At 71.9% G+C, this 18576-nt stretch carries 18 protein-coding genes; 10 read left to right on the top strand and 8 right to left on the bottom strand.

Translation table 11 applies throughout. From position 1 onward, the window contains the following. Position 1 precedes the first annotated feature (1 nt). The 3 genes from BJ958_RS14440 to BJ958_RS14430 are packed head-to-tail and all read right to left on the bottom strand — an operon-like array spanning position 2 to position 2454. Complete coding sequence (locus BJ958_RS14440) at positions 2 to 1090, bottom strand: ABC transporter permease (protein ID WP_179727454.1); 1089 nt, start codon at positions 1088 to 1090, stop codon at positions 2 to 4. Between the two features lie 22 nt (positions 1091 to 1112). Beyond that, positions 1113 to 1745, bottom strand: coding sequence for a hypothetical protein (locus BJ958_RS14435; protein ID WP_179727453.1), 633 nt, complete (start codon positions 1743 to 1745; stop codon positions 1113 to 1115). Beyond that, a complete protein-coding gene (locus BJ958_RS14430; protein ID WP_273520954.1) occupies positions 1729 to 2454 on the bottom strand; it encodes an FCD domain-containing protein in 726 nt (241 codons plus the stop codon). Before BJ958_RS14430 ends, BJ958_RS14435 begins: the two co-directional genes overlap by 17 nt. Before the next feature lie 104 nt (positions 2455 to 2558). Between BJ958_RS14430 and BJ958_RS14425 the strand changes: the two genes are divergently transcribed. Then, positions 2559 to 3119 carry a gluconokinase gene (locus BJ958_RS14425; RefSeq protein ID WP_246319051.1) on the top strand — a complete coding sequence of 187 codons (561 nt, stop codon included), beginning with the start codon at positions 2559 to 2561 and terminating at the stop codon, positions 3117 to 3119. 10 nt (positions 3120 to 3129) lie between these two features. Beyond that, the gene (locus tag BJ958_RS14420) at positions 3130 to 4506 is read left to right on the top strand and encodes a GntP family permease (protein WP_179727452.1); all 1377 of its coding nucleotides are present in this window, start codon (positions 3130 to 3132) and stop codon (positions 4504 to 4506) included. Positions 4507 to 4515: 9 nt separating this feature from the next. On the opposite strand, the gene BJ958_RS29070 is transcribed toward BJ958_RS14420, so the two are convergent. After that, positions 4516 to 5202 (bottom strand): GmrSD restriction endonuclease domain-containing protein, encoded by a 687-nt coding sequence (locus tag BJ958_RS29070; RefSeq protein WP_179727451.1) that lies wholly within the window; start codon positions 5200 to 5202, stop codon positions 4516 to 4518. Between the two features lie 71 nt (positions 5203 to 5273). Between BJ958_RS29070 and BJ958_RS14410 the strand changes: the two genes are divergently transcribed. Both BJ958_RS14410 and BJ958_RS14405 read left to right on the top strand, forming a co-directional pair. Further along, positions 5274 to 6992: an NAD(P)/FAD-dependent oxidoreductase gene (locus BJ958_RS14410; RefSeq protein WP_343052688.1), complete on the top strand. Its 1719-nt coding sequence runs from the start codon at positions 5274 to 5276 to the stop codon at positions 6990 to 6992. After that, positions 6989 to 7537, top strand: coding sequence for a hemerythrin domain-containing protein (locus BJ958_RS14405; RefSeq protein WP_179727450.1), 549 nt, complete (start codon positions 6989 to 6991; stop codon positions 7535 to 7537). The genes BJ958_RS14410 and BJ958_RS14405 overlap by 4 nt, the downstream gene beginning before the upstream one ends. 10 nt (positions 7538 to 7547) lie before the next feature. Here BJ958_RS14405 and BJ958_RS14400 read toward each other — a convergent pair whose 3' ends face one another. Then, on the bottom strand, positions 7548 to 8144 hold the full coding sequence (locus BJ958_RS14400) for a uracil-DNA glycosylase family protein (protein ID WP_179727449.1): 597 nt from the start codon (positions 8142 to 8144) through the stop codon (positions 7548 to 7550). Between the two features lie 25 nt (positions 8145 to 8169). Here BJ958_RS14400 and BJ958_RS14395 point away from each other — a divergent pair, with 25 nt between their 5' ends. Further along, complete coding sequence (locus BJ958_RS14395; RefSeq protein WP_179727448.1) at positions 8170 to 9447, top strand: DNA methyltransferase; 1278 nt, start codon at positions 8170 to 8172, stop codon at positions 9445 to 9447. On the opposite strand, the gene BJ958_RS14390 is transcribed toward BJ958_RS14395, so the two are convergent. Further along, complete coding sequence (locus BJ958_RS14390; protein WP_273520942.1) at positions 9392 to 10855, bottom strand: wax ester/triacylglycerol synthase family O-acyltransferase; 1464 nt, start codon at positions 10853 to 10855, stop codon at positions 9392 to 9394. The genes BJ958_RS14395 and BJ958_RS14390 overlap by 56 nt on opposite strands. Before the next feature lie 147 nt (positions 10856 to 11002). Between BJ958_RS14390 and BJ958_RS14385 the strand changes: the two genes are divergently transcribed. Further along, positions 11003 to 12487 (top strand): FG-GAP-like repeat-containing protein, encoded by a 1485-nt coding sequence (locus tag BJ958_RS14385; RefSeq protein WP_179727447.1) that lies wholly within the window; start codon positions 11003 to 11005, stop codon positions 12485 to 12487. Between the two features lie 9 nt (positions 12488 to 12496). On the opposite strand, the gene BJ958_RS14380 is transcribed toward BJ958_RS14385, so the two are convergent. Further along, the gene (locus BJ958_RS14380; RefSeq protein ID WP_343052687.1) at positions 12497 to 13624 is read right to left on the bottom strand and encodes a glutamate--cysteine ligase; all 1128 of its coding nucleotides are present in this window, start codon (positions 13622 to 13624) and stop codon (positions 12497 to 12499) included. A gap of 46 nt (positions 13625 to 13670) precedes the next feature. Here BJ958_RS14380 and BJ958_RS14375 point away from each other — a divergent pair, with 46 nt between their 5' ends. Both BJ958_RS14375 and BJ958_RS14370 read left to right on the top strand, forming a co-directional pair. Then, entirely contained in the window at positions 13671 to 15023 is a 1353-nt protein-coding gene (locus BJ958_RS14375) for a threonine/serine exporter family protein (protein WP_179727445.1), read from the top strand. An 84-nt stretch (positions 15024 to 15107) separates the two neighbouring features. Then, positions 15108 to 15389, top strand: coding sequence for a hypothetical protein (locus BJ958_RS14370; RefSeq protein ID WP_179727444.1), 282 nt, complete (start codon positions 15108 to 15110; stop codon positions 15387 to 15389). Positions 15390 to 15446: 57 nt separating this feature from the next. Here the strand turns inward: BJ958_RS14370 and BJ958_RS14365 are convergent, their stop codons facing one another. Continuing rightward, positions 15447 to 16067 carry a TetR/AcrR family transcriptional regulator gene (locus BJ958_RS14365; protein ID WP_179727443.1) on the bottom strand — a complete coding sequence of 207 codons (621 nt, stop codon included), beginning with the start codon at positions 16065 to 16067 and terminating at the stop codon, positions 15447 to 15449. Positions 16068 to 16107: 40 nt separating this feature from the next. Here BJ958_RS14365 and BJ958_RS14360 point away from each other — a divergent pair, with 40 nt between their 5' ends. Both BJ958_RS14360 and BJ958_RS14355 read left to right on the top strand, forming a co-directional pair. Further along, positions 16108 to 17625: a flavin-containing monooxygenase gene (locus BJ958_RS14360; RefSeq protein ID WP_179727442.1), complete on the top strand. Its 1518-nt coding sequence runs from the start codon at positions 16108 to 16110 to the stop codon at positions 17623 to 17625. Further along, on the top strand, positions 17622 to 18458 hold the full coding sequence (locus BJ958_RS14355; RefSeq protein WP_179727441.1) for an SDR family NAD(P)-dependent oxidoreductase: 837 nt from the start codon (positions 17622 to 17624) through the stop codon (positions 18456 to 18458). Before BJ958_RS14360 ends, BJ958_RS14355 begins: the two co-directional genes overlap by 4 nt. Positions 18459 to 18576 lie beyond the last annotated feature (118 nt).

The raw sequence follows: 18576 nt of genomic DNA, 5'->3' as shown, positions 1-18576 counted from the left end.
ATCAATCCTCGCCCCGCGCCAGGCGGTGTGTCGACCGGGTCCGGTTGGCCGCGGTGTTGGTGAGCAGGATGACGAGCAGGCCCAGTCCGGCGTAGACGCCGAGCACGACGAACGCCGGGACGGTCGAGGCGTCGGGGAAGTACATCGCGTCGCGCGCGACGGTCGCGCCGGCGCCCGGCGGGAGCAGTTGGCCGATGGCGTTGCCGGCGCGGGGCAGCATCTCGGGTGCGATCGAGGAGCCGGAGATGATCAGGCCGAGCGTGAAGTACAGGCCGCCGACCAGCGAGCCGGCCGGGCCGAAGAGCGCCACGAACGCGGCGGTCGAGGCCGTGACCGCGAGCGAGATGAGGGCGAGGCCCCCGAACAGGGTGAGGTGGTGGGCGTCCTTGCCGACACCGAAGAGCGACATGGCGAGCAGGGCCACGCCGGCCGAGGCGAGGGCGTAGACGACGAGCAGGGCAGCGTGGCCCAGGCCGCGGGCGGTCGAGTGCTGGGTGAGGCCGCGCAGCCGGCCGAGGGCGAGGGAGGCGATCGAGCCGCCGAGGCACAGCGCCTGGATGACGAAGCCGAGCGAGCTGCCGGCACTGTCCTGCTTCGGCAGCGGTACGACGTCCGTCACCGGGGGCGCCGAGGCCAGGAGTGCCACGGTCTGCGCCGGCACCGGTTGGCCGGCGGCGACCAGCTGGTCGACCTGGCCCTGCACCTGCTCCTGGTAGGCCGTGGAGAAGGACGCCTTGAACAGGTTGGCCACCGACGGTGAGGCGGCCGTGGCGACGTACAGCGTCGGCTGCTGTCCGGCGAACGCGACGCCGCCGTACGCCTTGCGCTCGCGGATCGCCTGCTGGAGCGCGGTCGCGTCGTCGTACGCCTCGACCTTGAAGTCGCCGCCCTCCTCGAGCGCGGTGGTGAGCTGGGCGCGCTGCTCGGCGGTCCCGACGATGCCCACCGGCAGGTCGTTGGGCGCGGGGGAGTGCGCCATGGCGAGGTAGTAGACGCCGAGGACCAGCTGGATCAGCGCGCCGACGACGGCGATCGCCAGGCCGAGCTTCGACAGCTTGCGGAGTCCGACGGGAGCAGGTGCGTCGCTCATGGTCAGAGCATCGCCGAAAACCTCAGCCGCAGTTGTCGCACACGCCCGTGGCCGGCAGTGCCATGAAACACGTCGGGCACACCGCGATCACCGGCTCCGGCTTGGTCGCCCTGGCAGGAGCCTTCGGCTTGGTCGCGCGCGGGGCCCGGGCCGCCTTCTCGGTCGCGGCCGGGACCCGGCTCTCGCGCACGGTCGGGACCGGCGGTGCCTCGACGACGGGCGGGACCCACCCCGGCGGCGGCGGGTCGGTGATGCCGAACCGACCGAGCACCTCGCGGGCGGCGTCGGTCGGCTGGTGCTTGGGGCGGGTGACGATGTCGAACGGCGACGACGCGCCCTCGAGGAAGGTCTGGGCGTCGGGACGCAGCGTGGCCGGCGGGCGGCGGTGCCGCCAGCGCTGGGGGGTCGCGCCCTTCTGGGTGATGGTCACCAGCTCCGGGCGGTCCCAGGCCACCAGGGCCCAGTCGTCGTGGTGGCTGGTCGCCCACACGGCGAGCGGGACGTCGCCCGCATCGGCGGCGGCGCGCAGCGCGATCCGCTCCGGGTTGGAGAACCGGCCCTTGACGTGGAGGACGCCGGGCAACGGCTCGGAGACGTCGTACTCCTCGCCCTTGAGCTGGGTGATCAGGTCGGCGAGGTCAGGCGTGTTCTCCATCGCCTCCGAGGATAGTCGAGGACGCCGTGCCCGACACGACCGCATCGGTCGCCTCGGAGATGATCGTCTCCATCGCCGCCCGGGCCGCGACCGGGTCGCCCGCCCGCACCGCCCGAGCCACCTCGACGTGGAGGTCGATCGCCTCGTCCTTGGGCTTGCTCGGCATCAGGTGGTGGTGGGTCCGCCCCGACAGCACCTCGGCGACGACCTCGTCGAGCGCGGCCAGCATCTCGTTGCCGGAGGCCTGCAGCAGCACCCGGTGGAAGACGATGTCCGCGGCCAGGAATGCCTCGAGGTCGCCGGCCCGGCCGTGCACCACCATGTCGCCGACCGCGGTGGTCAGGGCCCCGCACTGCTCCGGCGTCGCACGTACGGCGGCCAGCGCGGCGGCGACCGGCTCGAACCCGCTGCGCAGCTCGCCGAGCGAGCGCAGCTGGGCGGCACGGTCCTCGGAGTCGAGGCGCCAGCGGATCAGCCGCGGGTCGAAGACCTGCCAGCCGGTGCGCGGCTGCACGGTCAGGCCGACCCGGCGCCGCGAGGCGACCATGCCCATCGAGGCCAGTACGCGGACCGCCTCGCGCGACACCGAGCGGCTCACGTCGTACTGCGTGTCGATGTCGTCGAGCGTCAGCACCGTGCCGGCCGGGAGGTCGCCGCTGACGATGCGGCGGCCGAGGGCGTCGAGGACGTCGTCGTGCAACGCGGTCACGGACACACCTCCAGAAAAGATCAGATTTATTTCGGCTTCGATCTTGTTAAAAGCAGATTAATGGATGCAGACTGTGACGGCCAGCACATCACCTGGAGGTTCCCATGAGCAGCACCCGCACCGACGGTAGGACGAGCGCCCTCCTCGTCGTCATGGGGGTCTCCGGCTCGGGCAAGTCGACCGTGGGCGCGGCGATCGCGCAGCGGCTCGGTGTCCCGTTCGCGGACGCCGACGACTTCCACCCGCCGGCCAACATCGCCAAGATGACCGCCGGCATCCCGCTCGACGACGACGACCGGATCCCGTGGCTCGAGGCCATCGGCCGGTGGCTCGACGAGCACGACGAGCCGGGCGGCGTGATCAGCTGCTCGGCGCTCAAGGTGGCCTACCGCGACCGGCTGCGCGCGCACGCGTCGCGGGTCCAGTTCGTCCACCTGCACGGCAGCCGCGAGGTGATCGCGCGCCGCCAGGCCAGCCGTCCTGGCCACTTCATGCCGGCCTCGTTGCTGGACTCGCAGTTCGACACGCTCGAGCCGCTGGGTCCCGACGAGGCCGGCCTCGTCATCGACGTCGACCAGTCGGTCGACGCCATCGTCCACGAGTACGTCGTCCGGTCCGGCCGGTCAGACGGCTCGTCCGCCAGCTCGTCCGACAGCCAGGCCTGAGGAGTCCCGCATGTCCGTCCCGCTCATCGCCGCCGGCACCGACCTCGTCGAACCGGTCGCCACCGAGGGCCGCCTGGTCCTCGCCGCCCTGCTCGGCATCGGCGTCATCGTCGTCCTGATCATCGCCGCGAAGGTGCACCCCTTCCTCGCCCTCACCGGCGGCGCGCTGACGGTCGGAGTGGTCGCCGGTGTCGACGTCGAGACCGCGATCGCCAGCTACACCACGGGATTCGGCGCGACGGCCGCCGGTGTCGGCATCCTGATCGCGCTCGGCGCCATGTTCGGCAAGCTGCTCGCCGACAGCGGCGGCGCCGACCAGATCGTCGACACGATCATCGGCCACGCCTCGCCGCGGGCACTGCCGTGGGCGATGGCCGTCGTCGGCGCGATCATCGGCCTGCCGATGTTCTTCGAGATCGGCCTGGTGCTGCTGATGCCGGTGATCTACCTGGTCGCGCGGCGTTCCGGACAGTCCCTGGTCACCATCGGCATCCCCGCCCTCGCCGGACTGTCCGCGATGCACGGACTGGTCCCGCCGCACCCCGGCCCGCTCACCGCCATCGACTACCTGCACGCCGACCTCGGCACCACCCTCGCGCTCGGTGTCGCGGTCGCGATCCCGACGGTGATCATCGCCGGGCCGGTCTTCGGGCTCGTCGGCCGCTACGTCGACGTACCTGTCCCGCACCGCTTCGAGGGTCAGCCGGACGAGAACGCGGCCGCCCGGCCGTCCTTCGTCGTCACCATCGCCTCGGTGCTGCTGCCCGTCGTGCTGATGATGGGCAAGGCGCTGGCCGACATCTTCATCGACGACGCGACCGACCCGCTGCGCCGTACGCTCGACGTGCTGGGCACCCCGCTCATCGCGCTCGCCCTCGCGGTCGTGGTCGGGATGTTCACCCTCGGCGGCCGGATGGGCCGCGACGGCGTCTCGAAGTCGCTCGAGTCCTCCCTGCCCGGCGTGGCCGGCATCCTGCTCATCGTCGCCGCGGGCGGTGGCTTCAAGCAGTCGCTCGTCGACACCGGGATCGGCACGATCGTCGCCGAGCGGGTCGCCGACTCGAACATCTCGGTGCTCGTCCTCGCCTGGTTCGTCGCGGTCCTCATCCGCCTCGCCACCGGCTCCGCGACCGTCGCCACGGTGACCGCGTCCGGCCTGCTCGCCCCGCTGACCGCGCAGCTGTCCAGCGGCGAGGTCTCGCTGATGGTGCTCGCGATCGGCGCCGGCTCGGTGTTCTTCTCCCACGTCAACGACGCCGGCTTCTGGCTGGTCAAGGAGTACTTCGGGATGAGCGTCGGACAGACCCTGAAGACCTGGTCGGCGATGGAGACCCTGCTGTCGATCTGCGGCCTGGTCTTCGTGCTGGGCCTCAACCTGGTGATCTGACCCGGCGGGTCAGCAGCGGCCGAGCATGTCCTCCAGCGCGGCCACCTCGCTCGGGTCGACGGTGAGGCCCCACCGGGCCTTCACCGTGATCCACCGCCGGGCGTAGGCGCACTGGACGTCCTTGCGCGGGCGCCAGGCAGCCGGGTCGTCGGCCCCCTTGGCCGCGTTCGCGGGGCCGTCGACGGCGAGCAGCCCGTCGAGGTCGTTGGCGTACGCCGCCCGCCGCTCGTCGTCCCAGCCCGCCGCGCCCGACACCCAGGCCTCGGCGAGCGGGACCACGTGGTCGATCTGGATCGCCTGGGCCTGACCGAGGTCCTTGAGGTCGTCGAACACCAGCTCCTTGCCGGTGTAGGGGTCGCGCCAGGCCCCGGCCAGCACGTCGTGGTCGCACCGGCCCTGCCGGGCCGTGCGCACCGTGCCGGGCTCGGCGTCGCGGAGCAGCACGTCGTCGCGCTGGTTGCAGCCGTTGCGGTCGAGGTCGGCCCACGGGGCGCCGAAGGCGTCGCGCTCGTAGTCCGTCGGCCGGCGCGGCCGGTCGGTCACGGTCAGGCCGGCCAGGGCCGCCGCGGCGTCGGGCGGCACCGAGGTCGGGCGGGGCGCGGGTGCGGGAGCGGCGGTCGTCGCACCGCACGCGGTCAGCAGCACCGCCAGCAGCACCGCGAGCAGGACCGTCACCAGCACCCACCACCGCGTCACGGCGTCACCGTAGGGGCAACCCTCGGCAGAAGTGGGTCGATCCGCGAGGTCCGCGCTGTCAGACTGGCGCCGTGAACGCACCGGCCCCCGAGCCCGCCGCCGCGCCCGTCATCCTGCTGGTCTCCGGCGACCACCTCGACGTCCTCACCGAGCAGTTCCACCGCTACGAGCGCGAGTACGACGTCCGCGCCGCCGCCAGTGCCGCCGCGGCGAACGCCGTCCTGAAGGAGGCCCGCCGTGCCGGGCAGCCGGTCGCGCTGATCGTCACCGAGTCGCAGCTGCCCGACGAGCAGATGCTGATGGCGATGCACGACTGGCGCGCGCTCGTCCCGACCGCCCGCCGGCTCGTGGTCATCCCGATCACCCGGTTCGGCGAGGAGAGCAACTCGCTGCGGCCCTACCTGCAGAAGGGCAAGTTCGACACCTACCTCGTGCTGCCGCAGGGACGCCGCGACGAGGAGTTCCACTACGCGGTGACCGAGATGCTCAGCGACTGGGGTGCCACCGTGGCGACCTCGGAGGTCGACTCGGTCCGGATCATCACGCCGGAGGGGCTGCCGCTGGCGCTCGCCATCCGCGACTTCCTCGACCGGCAGGGGATGCCGCACCGCAGCTACCTCCCCGACAGCCCGCAGGGGGAGGAGGCGCTGGCGCGGCTCGACGGGCCGCCGTCGTACCCGCTGGTGCACATGACCTCCGGCGTCTTCGCCGACCGCCCGGTGCTGATGCCGACCTCGACCCGCGAGCTCGGCGCGATGATCTACGGCCGCCCCTCCGACATCGAGGTCGACACGGTCGTCGACCTCGCCGTCGTCGGTGCCGGACCGGCCGGCCTCGCCGCCGCCGTGTACGGCGCCTCCGAGGGCCTCTCGACGGTGGTCATCGAGTCCGAGGTGATCGGCGGCCAGGCCGGCACCAGCTCGATGATCCGCAACTACCTCGGCTTCCCGCGCGGCATCTCCGGGCAGCGGCTCGGGCAGCGCGCCCGCACCCAGGCGATCCGGTTCGGCGCCCGGTTCTTCACCGGCTGGCCGGTCGTCGACCTGGTGCCCGGCACTGACGGCGCGCCGCACGTCCTGGTGACCGAGGGAGGCGAGGTGCACGCCCGCTCGGTCCTCGTCGCGGCCGGCGTCGCCTACCGCCGCCTCGGCATCGCCGCGCTCGAGGAGCTGGTGGGCGCAGGCGTCAACTACGGCGCCGCGATGACCGCGGCCCGCGAGATGGAGGACCGCGACGTGTACGTCGTCGGCGGCGGCAACTCCGCCGGTCAGGCGGCCGTCCACCTCGCCCGGTTCGCGCGGTCGGTGACCATCCTGATCCGGCGTGAGGACCTGGCCGAGACCATGTCGAGGTACCTCATCGACGAGATCGCGTGGAACCCGCGGATCGACGTACGCCCCTGCACGGAGATCATCGACGGCGGGGCCGACGACGCCGGCCAGCTCGGCTGGCTGCAGCTGTGCGACGTGCGCACCCGCGAGGAGGAGCGGGTCAGCGCGGGTGGGCTGTTCCTGCTGATCGGTGCGGCGCCCCACTGCGACTGGCTGCCGGCCGCCGTCCAGCGCGACCAGCACGGCTTCGTGCTGACGGGCCGCGACGTCCCGACCGAGTGCTGGGTCGACGGCCTGCCGCCCGCGAACCTCGGCACCTGCGTGCCCGGGATCTTCGCGGCCGGAGACATCCGCTCGGGCTCGATGAAGCGGGTCGCGTCGGCCAGCGGGGAGGGGGCGTCGGCGGTCTCGCTCGTGCACGGATACCTGGAGCAGTTGCGGGTACCGACGGCGCCATGACCTCCGGAATCGACCTGGGCCGCCCCGCGTCGGGCGACGTCATCGACCTGATCAGCGACGACCACCGCCGCTTCGAGCAACTGCTCTCCCAGATGCGGCTCGGCACCGTCGACCGCGACGCCGTCCGCAAGGCGTTCGCCGCCGTCCTGGTGGCGCACGGCGAGGCGGAGGAGGAGATCGTCTACCCCGTGCTGCGCAAGGCGGCCTCCGACGTCGACGCGCACGACGTCGAGCACGGCCGCGAGGAGCACGCTGAGGGCAACGACGCGTTGCTGGTGCTGCTCGAGCTCAAGGGCACCGACACCCAGGCGTTCTCCGACGCCGTCGAGGAGCTGAGCAACCTCGTCGCGCACCACATCGCCGAGGAGGAGCTGAGCATCCTCGAGCCCGCCCGCACCGAGGTCTCGACCAAGGTGCGCTGGGACCTCGGCGCCAAGTGGGCCCGGCGGCGCAACGCGTTGATCGACGAGGGGTGCGGCTCCGTCGAGAACGTACGACGGGTCGTGGCCGCCGCCCAGCGCGAGGGCCTGCTGCAGGACGCGTGACGGGCCGCGGTCAGATGACCCCGGCCGCCAGCGCCACCTCGCGGTAGGCCGCGGCCAGCGAGGCGACCGTCTCGTGGGCGTTGAGGCCGCTCGGGTTGGGCACGACCCACAGCTCCCCGCCGGACCACAGGTCGTCGATGGTGTCGGGCTGGCGGCCGGGAACGGCCCTGGGGAGCCCGAAGGCGGTGCGGTACGCCGTGATCCCGGCGATCGCCACGACCTTCGGGCGCTCACGGGCGACCAGCTCGACCAGCTGCTGCCCACCGGCCTTCAGCTCCTCCGCGGAGAGCTCGGAGGCCTTCGCGGTCGCGCGGTGCACGACGTTGCTGATCCCGATGCCGCGCTCGCGCATCAACGTCCGCTCCACGTCGGTCATCCCGTCGGCCGGGTCGACCGGCTCGGTGATCACGCCGCCGAGCAGCAGCGCCGGGTAGAAGCGGTTGCCGGGATGGGCGAAGTGGGTCTGGGTCGCAGCGGTCCACAGTCCCGGGTTGATGCCGACGAACAGCAGCTTGAGCACCTGGCCGGGTGCGTTCGGGAGCAGGTCGGGGACCACTGCGTCGCGGTAGGAATCGAGCTCGGCTCGGGAGAACGTACGGCGCGCCACACCGCGAGCCTGTCACGATGAGCCCGTGGCCAGCGAGCCGGGACCGTGGAACACCTTCGTCGAGGGCGACAACCTCGACGTCCTCGCCACGCTGCCGGAGGCGTCGTACGACCTGATCTACCTCGACCCGCCCTACAACACGGGCAACGACTTCGCCTACCACGACGACTTCAAGGGTGCTCGGGGCGCCGGCGCGGCGGGCCGGCACGCCGCGTGGGCGGCGTACCTGCGGCCCCGGATCGAGGCAGGGCACCGCGTCCTCGCCGACACCGGCGCGCTCTTCGTCAGCATCGACGACCACGAGGTCGCCCACCTGCGGCTGCTCCTCGACGAGGTGTACGGCGAGGCGAACTTCCTCGCCCAGGTCGTGGTCAACCTCAACCCCAAGGGCCGCCAGCTGGGGAAGGGCTTCGCGACCTCGCACGAGTACCTGCTCGTCTACGCCAAGGACGCCGCCCGCTGCGTGCTCGACGCCACCTCGGAGGCCACGGTCGTCGAGTCCGACTTCCCGGTCGAGGCGCCCGACGGGCGTCGCTACCGGCGACTGCCGCTGCGCAACACCAACAAGAGGTTCAACCCGCTCTCCACCCCGACCCTGCACTTCCCGGTCTGGGGCGACCCGGTCACCGGCCGGGTCGCGACGACGCCGTTCGAGGGAGCCGAGGAGATCAAGCCGGTCTTCGGGGACGGTACGCCGGCCGTGTGGCGCTGGTCCCGGCCGCGGATCGACGAGCGGCCCGACGACCTCGAGTGCCGGGTCGTGCGCGGGACCCGGGGCGCACGGGTCGACGTCTACCAGCGCGACTGGCGCCACCCGGTCGGCGGGCGCCGCAAGAAGCTGCCGACCATCTGGCTCGCCGAGGAGGTCGGCTCCACCGACACCGCCGTCGCCGAGCTCAAGGACCTGGTCGGCCACGTCTTCGAGTCCCCGAAGCCCACAGGCCTGCTGCTGCGGGTGATCGGCACCATGCCCGACGACGCCCGGGTCCTCGACTACTTCGCCGGGTCCGGCACCACCGGGCACGCGGTCGCCCTCGCGAACGCGGCCGACGGCGGGCGTCGTACCTGCCTGTCGGTGAACTCCGCCGAGCCCACCCGCCCCGGCTCCAACGCCGAGCTCGCCGGCCACCCGACCGTCTCGTCGATCACCCGCGCCCGCCTGCAGGCCGTGGCCGAGCGGGTCGGCGGCGGGTTCACGGCCCTGGTCGTCGAGCAGCCCGGTCCGCCGGGCGCGTCGGGACGGGACGTCAGTCCACGCCGGCCGCCTTCTCCAGCGCCGCGAGCTCGTCGTCGAGGAAGGTGAGCAGGCGCTGCAGGTGCGGGACGGTGCGCCGGCAGCCGGTGAGGCCGAAGCCCATGTTGCCGGCGTACGACGTGCAGGTGATGTTGAGCGCCATGCCGTTGATCGGGATGGAGACGGGGTAGTTGCCGACCAGCTGCGCGCCGTTCCAGTAGTGGGGCACCCGCGGACCGGGCACGTTGCTGATGATCAGGTTGTACGGCGGGCGCACGATGCCCTGCATCTTCAGCATCGGCACCACGATCGAGGGCGCCATGCCGATCGCGCTCATCGCCACGATCTGCGCCGGCGTCATCGACGACAGCGCCTCCTTGCCGTCCTTCATCGACTGGCTGATCGTGCGCAGCCGGTCGGCCGGGTCGGCCCTGTCGGTGGCCAGGCGCACCATCACCGAGCCGATCGCGTTGCCGCCGTCCGCCGAGGCGGTGCCGGCCTGCTTGGCCTTGAGCCCGATCGGGACCATCGAGACCATCGACTGGTCGGGCAGCGCGTCGAGCTCGGTGAGGTAGGTCCGCATCGCGCCACTGCACATCGCGAGCACCACGTCGTTGATCGTCGTGCCGCTGGCCTTGCCGACGCCGCGGATCCGCTCGATCGGCCAGTCCTGCGCGGCGAACCGGCGGGCCCCGGTGATCGACTGGTTGAAGATCGTGCGCGGCGCGGCGAGCGACACCGCCGAGGTCTCGTTCCTCAGGCCCTTGCGCAGGGTCTTCACCAACGCCATCGGCATCCCGGCGGCATCGGCGCTGATCGACAGCGCCGTGCGCACGGCGTCGCCGGGCAGGTCGGCGAGGGTGCGGGCGGCCGTGGTGGCGGCGTCGACCGCGGCGGCAGGCAGCGAGCCGGGGCCCTCCGCCTCGGGCCGGCGCTTGCGGGCCGCGCCCTCGGCGAACGGGGCGGGCATGGCGCGGCGGTCGGGGTCGGAGGACAGCGTGCTCGCCATCAGCCGCATGGCTGAGATGCCGTCGACGAGGGCGTGGTGGAGCTTGGTGTACATCGCGACCCGGCCGTCGGCGAGCCCCTCGATCACGTGGGTCTCCCACAGCGGCCGCTCCCAGGCCAGCCGCGTGGAGTGCAGCCGGCCGACCAGCTCGAGCAGCTCGCGCACCCGGCCGGGCTGGGGGAGCGCGCTGTGCCGGACGTGGTGCTCGATGTCGAACTGCTCGTCGTCGCGCCACACCAGGGTGCCGCCGGTCCGGACCGAGCGGTAGGGGTGCTTGAGGAACAGCGGTGCGATCCGCTCGGTGTCCCGCATCGACTCGAACATCTCGCGCACGTAGTCGGGCCCGGCGTCCGCGGGCGGCTCGAAGAGCTGGAGCCCGCCGACGTGCATCGGCATGTTGCGGTTCTCCGCGAGCAGGAACGCGGCGGAGGTCGGGTCGATCAAGCGGTTGCCGGGAACAGAGACCACGGAGCAGCCCCTTTCGTCGCAGGAGGTTCCCGATCCTTGCGCGTCGTGACGGTCGCCACAAGGGAATCGGGGCGCGCGGTGAGGCGTGATCGGCTGCGGCACGGGGTAGGAAGGTCCCGGCTGCACGCGAACGGATGGGATCAGGTCTTGAGCAACATCACCCCTCCCGGCTGGTACCCGGACGGTGACGGCATGGAGCGTCGCTGGGACGGCTCCGACTGGACCGCCGACCGGCGACCGATGACGCGGTTCGCGCCGGCCGACGAGTCGACCCGGGTCCGGCCGGCACCGCCGGACCCGCCGACCGCCGTACCCCCGACCCCGTCGAGCCCGCCGGCGCCCCCTCAGGGCGCACCTCCGGCCGCCCCGCCCGCGGGCTACGGGCACATCCCGTCCCTCGGGCACGGCGGCCCGCAGCCGCCGTACGCACCGACGCCCGCCCCGCCCGGGCGCAGCCGCCTCGGCCTGTGGGTCGCGCTGGCGGTGGTGCTCGTCCTGCTCGCCGGTGCGGCCGGCACGCTGGCTGCCCTGCGGCCGTGGGAGGACGACCCGACCGCGAGTGGCGGCGGCGGCGAGGGCGGCAAGGACCACCCCACCGCGATCCAGGGCGACATCGATGGTGACGGCCACGGCGACGCGGTCTTCTACTTCTCCCCGGACTACCACCGCACGACCCGGGTGACCGCGAGCAGCAACGGCACCGTGTTCACCACGAGCGAGCTCGCGGTCGAGGACTCGCAGGAGCCGGAGGAGCTCCACCTCGACTGGGACGACGACGGCACCAACGAGCAGCTCAGCTGGTCGTTCGTCGACGACGCCAACCAGCTGACCCTGTCCTCCACCGACAAGGAGTTCCCGGGCGACCAGACCTTCCGGCTCGCCCTGTCCTCGCTCGAGGAGTTCGGCACCCGGATCCAGGTCCAGGCCGGTGACTTCGACGGCGACGGCAGCCAGGACCTCGCCCTGGTCGGGCCCAACGACCGCGTCGTCGACGTGCAGGTCCTGCTCGGTGACGGGACCGGCGGCTTCGCCGACCCCGTGCGCTGGGCCTCGCTCACCAACGCCACCATCGACTCGACCGAGATCCGCGCCGGCGACTTCGACCACGACGGCAGGGCCGACCTGTGGACCCGGCTCCCGGCCGAGAAGGTCAAGGACGAGGACTACACCGGCTACTACTCGGGCAAGCAGGGCTACGCGCTGCTCACCTCGACCGGCAAGGACTTCGAGGTCGGCGCGGTCGCCGAGGACGACCTGTACGCCGACGCCTACCTCGTCGGCGACGTCACCGGCGACGGCACGACCAGCCTGGTCGCCGTCCAGGCCAGCTCGTACGACGAGGAGGTCGAGCTCACCGTCTACGACCTCGCCGACGGCCGCCCGCGCGCCGTCGCCGGCTTCACCGGCACCTCCACCATCGGCCAGCGCAGCCTGCAGGGCGCGACCCTGAGCGACGTCGACGGCGATGGTCGCGGCGACGTCGTGTTCGTGGTCAAGGCGCTGAAGGAGTCGAAGTTCACCGGTGTGCAGGTGATGAGGTCGACCGGCAGCGTGTTCGAGAGCGCGACCGTGTGGGCCGAGACGCCGCCGTGCGACAGCTCGGACTGCCGGATCGAGTTCCCCGGCTCCTGACCTGCAGGGCTACAGCCCGGCCTTGAGCTCGGTGACCACCGAGTCGACGACCGCGACGAGGTCGTTGCCGGTCTTCTCGGCGACCGCCCGCTGCCGCACGTACGACGGCCCACGGGTCGCGATGTCGAGCACCGAGGCGAGCTCCGCCTCGCAGCCCAGCCGGGCCGCGACCGGCTCGAGGCGCGGCACGAGCTCGGCGAGGTCCTCGGTCACGAGCCGCTCGTTGGAGTCGCCGTCGAGGATCACGATCGCCTCGACGCCGTACCGCGCGGCCCGCCACTTGTTCTCCTGGACGTGCCACGGCGGCATGGTCGTGAGCGTCTCGCCGGCCGCGACCCGCTCGTCGAGCCAGACCACCAGGCAGTGCATGAGCGCGACCAGGCCCTGCATGTCGGCGAGCGTGGAGACGCCGTCGCAGATCCGGTTCTCCAGGGTGCCGTGCTTGATCGCCGGGCGCAGGTCCCAGCGGATCTCGCTGAGCTCGTCGATCACGCCGGTCGTGAGCTGGTCGTGGGCGAAGTGCTCGAACTCCTCCCACCTGTCGAACTGGAAGGGCAGGCCCGCGGTCGGCAGCTGCTGGAACATCAGCGCCCGGTTGGAGGCGTAGCCGGTGTCGACGCCCATCCAGATCGGGGAGGACGCGGAGAGTGCCTGGAGGTGCGGGTAGTAGGTCAGCAGGCCGTTGAGGACCGGCATCACGCGGTCCTTCTCGGGCAGCCCCACGTGCACGTGCACGCCCCAGATCAGCATCTGCCGACCCCACCACTGCGTGCGGTTGATCAGCTCGGCGTACCGGTTGCCCTCGGTCAGCTGCTGCCCGGTCCAGTCCGCGAAGGGGTGCGTGCCGGCGCCGTACAGGTCCAGGTCGAGGTCGTCGGCCGCACCGGCGACGTACTGCAACGTGTCGCGCAGGTCCGCCATCGCCTCCCCGACGGTGCCGCACACGCCGGTGACCACCTCGACGGTGTTCTTGAGCAGCTCCTTGTGGAGCTTCTCCGGCGCGGGCATCCGCGGCTTGGCCCGGGCGAACAGGTGGGCGGCGTCGTTGCGGAGGTCGCGGGTACGCCGATCGACCAGCGCGAACTCCCACTCCACCCCCAGCGTCGGCTCGGCCGAGCCGTGGAAGTCGATGCGCACGCGATCAGCGTAGAGGTGCCGCGCGGCCACCTGACAGAGTTGGGGCATGGACGACCTGCGGACCCTCCACCGCACGCTCGACCTGTGCCTCAAGGTCGGCGAGGTGCTGCTGTCCTCGGGAGCCGGCGCGGCCGACGTGGTCGCGACCATGCGGGCGCTGGCCCGCACGCTCGGCGTCCGGCACACGCAGGTCGACGTCACCTTCACCTCGCTGGCGATGAGCGTCCAGCAGGGTCCGGACGAGCCGCCGGTGGTCCAGCTGCGCGCGGTCACCCAGCGCGACATCGACTACGAGGACCTGACCCGCGTCGACCACCTCGTCCGCGACGTGATCGCCGGCGACACCGATCTCGAGGGTGCGCGCACCGAGCTCGCGCAGATCGTGTCCTCCGGGCACGCACGGCCGCGCTGGGCGGCGACCCTGGGCCTCGGGGTCATGTGCGGAGGGGTCGGGCTGCAGCTGGGCGGCAGCCTGGTCGTCGTCCTGGTCGCGACGGTCGCCGCGATCTGCATCGACCGGCTCCAGATGCTGATGACCCGACGCCGGCTGCCCGGCTTCTACCAGCAGGTCGCCGGCGGCGTGGTCGCCACGGTGCTCGCGGCGCTCGGCACCCGGCTCGCCGAGCCGTGGGTCCACCTCAACGCCTCCCTCGTCGTGACCGCGAACATCATCGTGCTGCTCGCGGGCATCGGCTTCATGGGCGCGATCCAGGACGCGCTCTCGGGGTTCTTCGTCACCGGTGGCGCCCGGATCCTCGAGGCCGTGCTCGCCACCGCCGGCATCATCGCCGGGGTCAGTGGCGGGCTGTCGCTGTGCGCCGCGGTCGGGCTGGAGATCCCGACGCTCACGCTGCCGCGGTTCGACCTGGTCGGGGTGACCGCGGTGGCCGTCGGCGGCGCGGTCGGTGCTGCCGCGTTCGCCTTCGCGTCGTACGCGCCACTGCGCACCCTGCTCCCCGTCGGCGTCCTCGGCGGCCTCGGGATCGCGGCGACCGAGGCGATGTCCGAGGCGGGCGCGGGCCGCACCTTCGCCGTCGGCCTGTCCGCCTTCGTGATCGGGCTGTTCGGCTACACCGTCGGCCGCCGGTTCCGGGTGCCGCCGCTGGTCGTCGTGGTCTCCGCCGTCGTCCCGCTGCTGCCGGGCCTCTCGATCTACCGCGGCCTGTTCCTGCTCGGCGAGGACGGCGGCCAGCAGGCAGCCCAGGGCCTGCTCGCGATGGTGACGGCGGCCTCCGTCGCCATCGCGCTGGCCTCCGGCGTGATCCTCGGCGAGTACGTCGCCCAGCCGGTCATGCGCGAGGCGCGCCGGGTCGAGGCCCGGCTCGCCGGTCCCCGCCTGGTCGGCGTCACCCGGGCCCGACGGCGGGGCCGGGGGCGGACTCGCGAGCGAGCCGAGTGACGACGCACCTGTTGGTGAGGTTTCGCCGGATGTCCCGGTGGGAGGCTCCCGGCGATCGAATCGCCTGAACCACGGGAGACAACCATGAAGAAGACCACCCTCGGCCTCGGCAGCATCGTCCTCGCGGCCGCGTTCTCGCTCACCGCCTGCGGTGGCACCGACGAGGGCAAGCTCGCCAAGGAGTACTGCGGTCTGCTCCAGGACGCCTCCGACGCCGCGGAGTCCGGTGACGTCGAGAAGGCCCAGAAGGCCTCCGACGCGCTGCTGAAGTGGGCGGAGGACAACAAGGACGTGAAGGGTGACGAGGACGACTTCGCGAAGGCCGTCAAGGACGAGTGCGGCGACCTGTCGCCGGCTGCTCCCTGATCGTTCGTCCCCTCTCGCGAGCCGGGTTCCGCTGCCAGCGGGGCCCGGCTCGTCGCGTCACCCGGGCAGCGTGTCGATGAGCGCCGGCAGGGACGTCGTGATCACCTGCAGCAGGTCCTCGCGGCTCAACCCGGCGGGGGAGTCGCACCAGGTCAGGACGAGGTCCTCGACCATGGCCTGCCAGGCGTGGATGAGCAGGCGCACGGCCGGGGTGTCGGGGATGACCAGGCCGCCGGGGTCGGCGGTGAAGAACCGGTCGGCGAGCGCCGCGAACGTGGTGTCGTAGATCGCGCGCAGGTTGTCGTTGCCGCCCGTCGCCGCCTTCACCAGGGAGCGGTAGCCGGCGTGGTTGGCGACGACGTAGTCGACGTACCCGGCGAGCGAGGCGAGCAGCCGCTCCATCGGCTCGCCGTGGTCCGGGGGAGCGGTGCGGGCGTAGAGGTCGTCGGCGGCGTGCTGGACGACCGCCTCGTAGAAGCCCTGCTTGCCGCCGAAGTAGTGGTACATCAGCCCGCGCGAGATGCCGGCCTCCTCGGCGAGCAGGTCGATGGAGAGCTCGTCGAGCGAGTGCGTGGCGAGCAGCCGGAACCCCAGCTCGAGCAGCTGGGTACGACGCTGCGCCGGCGAGAGCCGGGTGCGCGGAGTGGGGGAGGGCGTGGCGGTCGTCACGCCGGCCATTCTATTGACAGATGTTCAATAACGCCAATAGCGTCCTGCCATGAGCTCCCGCAGCGCAGGTCGCACCCAGGTCGACCACCTCATCGTCGGCGCCGGCTTCGCCGGCCTGGCCGCAGCCATCAAGCTCGACGAGGCCGCCGAGCGCGACTTCGTCGTGATCGAGAAGGACAGCGACGTCGGCGGCACCTGGCACATCAACACCTACCCGGGTGCCGAGTGCGACGTCCCGAGCCAGCTCTACTCCTACTCGTTCGCGCTGAACCCCGACTGGTCCAAGGTCTACTCGCCCCAGCAGGAGATCTGGGAGTACACCCGCAAGGTCGCCGAGGACTCCGGCACGCTTGACCGCTTCGTGTTCGACACCGCCGTGCTCGACGCGACGTGGGACGACGAGGCACAGCGCTGGGTCGTGCGCACCGAGGGCCCCGCGGGCGTGCAGGAGTACGCCGCCCGCACCCTCATCGCCGGCGCCGGCGGGCTCTCCGAGCCCCGGCTCCCCGAGATCGAGGGCATCGAGACCTTCCAGGGCGAGATCTTCCACTCGGCCCGCTGGAACCACGACGTCGACCTCACCGGCAAGCGGGTCGCCGTGATCGGCACCGGCGCCTCGGCCGTGCAGCTCGTCCCCGAGCTGCAGAAGGTGGTCGGCCACATGGACGTCTACCAGCGCACGCCGAACTGGATCATCCCGCGCAACGAGCGCTCCTTCACGACCCTCGAGAAGACGGTGTTCAAGCGGGTCCCCGGTGCCCAGCGCGCCCTGCGGGCCCTCGTCTACGGGACCCTCGAGTCCCGCGTCCCCGCGTTCGCGAAGTTCCCGCAGGCGATGCGCGCGGTCGAGATGCAGGGCAGGAAGAACATCGCCCGGGGCATCACCGACCCCGAGCTGCGCAAGTTGGTCACGCCGACGTACCGCGCCGGCTGCAAGCGGATCCTGATCTCCAACAAGTGGTACCCCGCGCTCGACGCCGACAACGTCGACCTGGTCACCGACCCGATCGCCAAGATCACCGGCAACGCGATCGTCACCGCCGACGGCGTCGAGCGGCCCATCGACGTCCTCGTGGTCGCGACCGGCTTCTACGTGACCGAGCCCCCGATCGCGCGCCACATCACCGGTCGCGACGCCGTGACGCTCGCCGACCTGTGGGACGAGAGCGGCATGGCGGCCTACAAGGGCACGACCTTCCACGGCTTCCCCAACCTGTTCCAGATCGTCGGTCCCAACACCGCGCTCGGCCACTCCAGCATGATCTTCATCATCGAGTCGCAGGTGAAGTACGTCGTCGAGGCGGCCAAGGCGATGCGCCGCGAGGGTCTCGCCGCCGTCGAGCCGACCCAGGCCGCCCAGGACGCGTGGACCGCCGAGATCCGGCGGAGGATGAAGCCGACCGTGTGGCAGACCGGCGGCTGCGCCAGCTGGTACCTCGACAAGTTCGGCAACAACACCACCTTGTGGCCGGGCCAGACGTTCACCTTCCGGCAGCACCTGCGCACGTTCGACCTCGACAAGTACGACGTCGAGGTGTCCCACCAGCGAGAGGCAGTCAACGCGTGAAGAACCTCAGCAACAAGGTCGTCGTCATCACCGGTGCGGGCTCGGGCATCGGCCGCGCCCTCGCGGTGAACCTGGCCGGCAAGGGCGCGCGGCTCGCGCTGTCCGACGTCAACGAGACCGGCCTCGACGAGACCGCCGCGCTCGCCAAGGACGCCGGCGCGCCGGACGTGCAGACCGCGCGGCTCGACGTCGCCGACCGCGACGCGTTCGCGGCGTACGCCGCTGCCGTGGCCGACCACTTCGGCCAGGTCAACGTCGTCGTCAACAACGCCGGCGTCGCGCTGGCCGGCGACGTCGTCGACCTGTCCTACGACGACATGGAGTGGATCGTCGGCATCAACTTCTGGGGCGTGGTGCACGGCACCAAGGAGTTCCTGCCGCACCTCATCGCCTCCGGCGAGGGCCACGTCGTCAACCTGTCCTCGCTCTTCGGCCTGCTCGCGATGCCCGGCCAGAGCGCCTACAACGCGACCAAGTTCGCGGTGCGCGGGTTCACCGAGGCGCTGCGCGAGGAGATGCTCATCGCCGGCCACAACGTCGGCGTGACGTCGGTCCACCCCGGAGGCATCAAGACCGCGATCGCCCGCAACGCCCGGGTCTCCGACAAGGAGGACAAGGCCGCCACGGCGAAGCTGTTCGACGAGAAGCTGGCGAAGATGACCCCCGAGCGGGCCGCCGAGATCATCGTCAAGGGCATCGTGAAGAACCAGGCCCGCGTGCTCGTCGGCCTCGACGCCCACGCGCTGCACAACTTCCAGAAGTTCACCGGCTCGCGCTACGAGGACGTGGTCGCGCTGGTCTCCAAGAAGGTCCTGCCCGCCAAGGCGGTCTGACAGACAACCGAGCTCGTCGAGTGGTCCGAGCCCCGGGGCGAGGACGTACCGAGACGCGGGCGAGGCGTCTCGACACGCCGCTCGCTGGCGCTCGCGGCTACTCGACGAGCTCAGTGCC

Origin of the sequence: Nocardioides kongjuensis (assembly GCF_013409625.1) — a bacterium.
Classification (GTDB): domain Bacteria; phylum Actinomycetota; class Actinomycetes; order Propionibacteriales; family Nocardioidaceae; genus Nocardioides; species Nocardioides kongjuensis.
This window is presented reverse-complemented; position numbering and strand designations above follow the sequence as displayed.

Coding starts and splice junctions, on each gene's coding strand:
- BJ958_RS14440 (WP_179727454.1), bottom strand. CDS start 1,090: ATGAGCGACGCACCTGCTCCCGTCGGACTCCGCAAGCTGTCGAAGCTC.
- BJ958_RS14435 (WP_179727453.1), bottom strand. CDS start 1,745: ATGGAGAACACGCCTGACCTCGCCGACCTGATCACCCAGCTCAAGGGC.
- BJ958_RS14425 (WP_246319051.1), top strand. CDS start 2,559: ATGAGCAGCACCCGCACCGACGGTAGGACGAGCGCCCTCCTCGTCGTC.
- BJ958_RS14420 (WP_179727452.1), top strand. CDS start 3,130: ATGTCCGTCCCGCTCATCGCCGCCGGCACCGACCTCGTCGAACCGGTC.
- BJ958_RS14405 (WP_179727450.1), top strand. CDS start 6,989: ATGACCTCCGGAATCGACCTGGGCCGCCCCGCGTCGGGCGACGTCATC.
- BJ958_RS14375 (WP_179727445.1), top strand. CDS start 13,671: ATGGACGACCTGCGGACCCTCCACCGCACGCTCGACCTGTGCCTCAAG.
- BJ958_RS14370 (WP_179727444.1), top strand. CDS start 15,108: ATGAAGAAGACCACCCTCGGCCTCGGCAGCATCGTCCTCGCGGCCGCG.
- BJ958_RS14365 (WP_179727443.1), bottom strand. CDS start 16,067: ATGGCCGGCGTGACGACCGCCACGCCCTCCCCCACTCCGCGCACCCGG.
- BJ958_RS14360 (WP_179727442.1), top strand. CDS start 16,108: ATGAGCTCCCGCAGCGCAGGTCGCACCCAGGTCGACCACCTCATCGTC.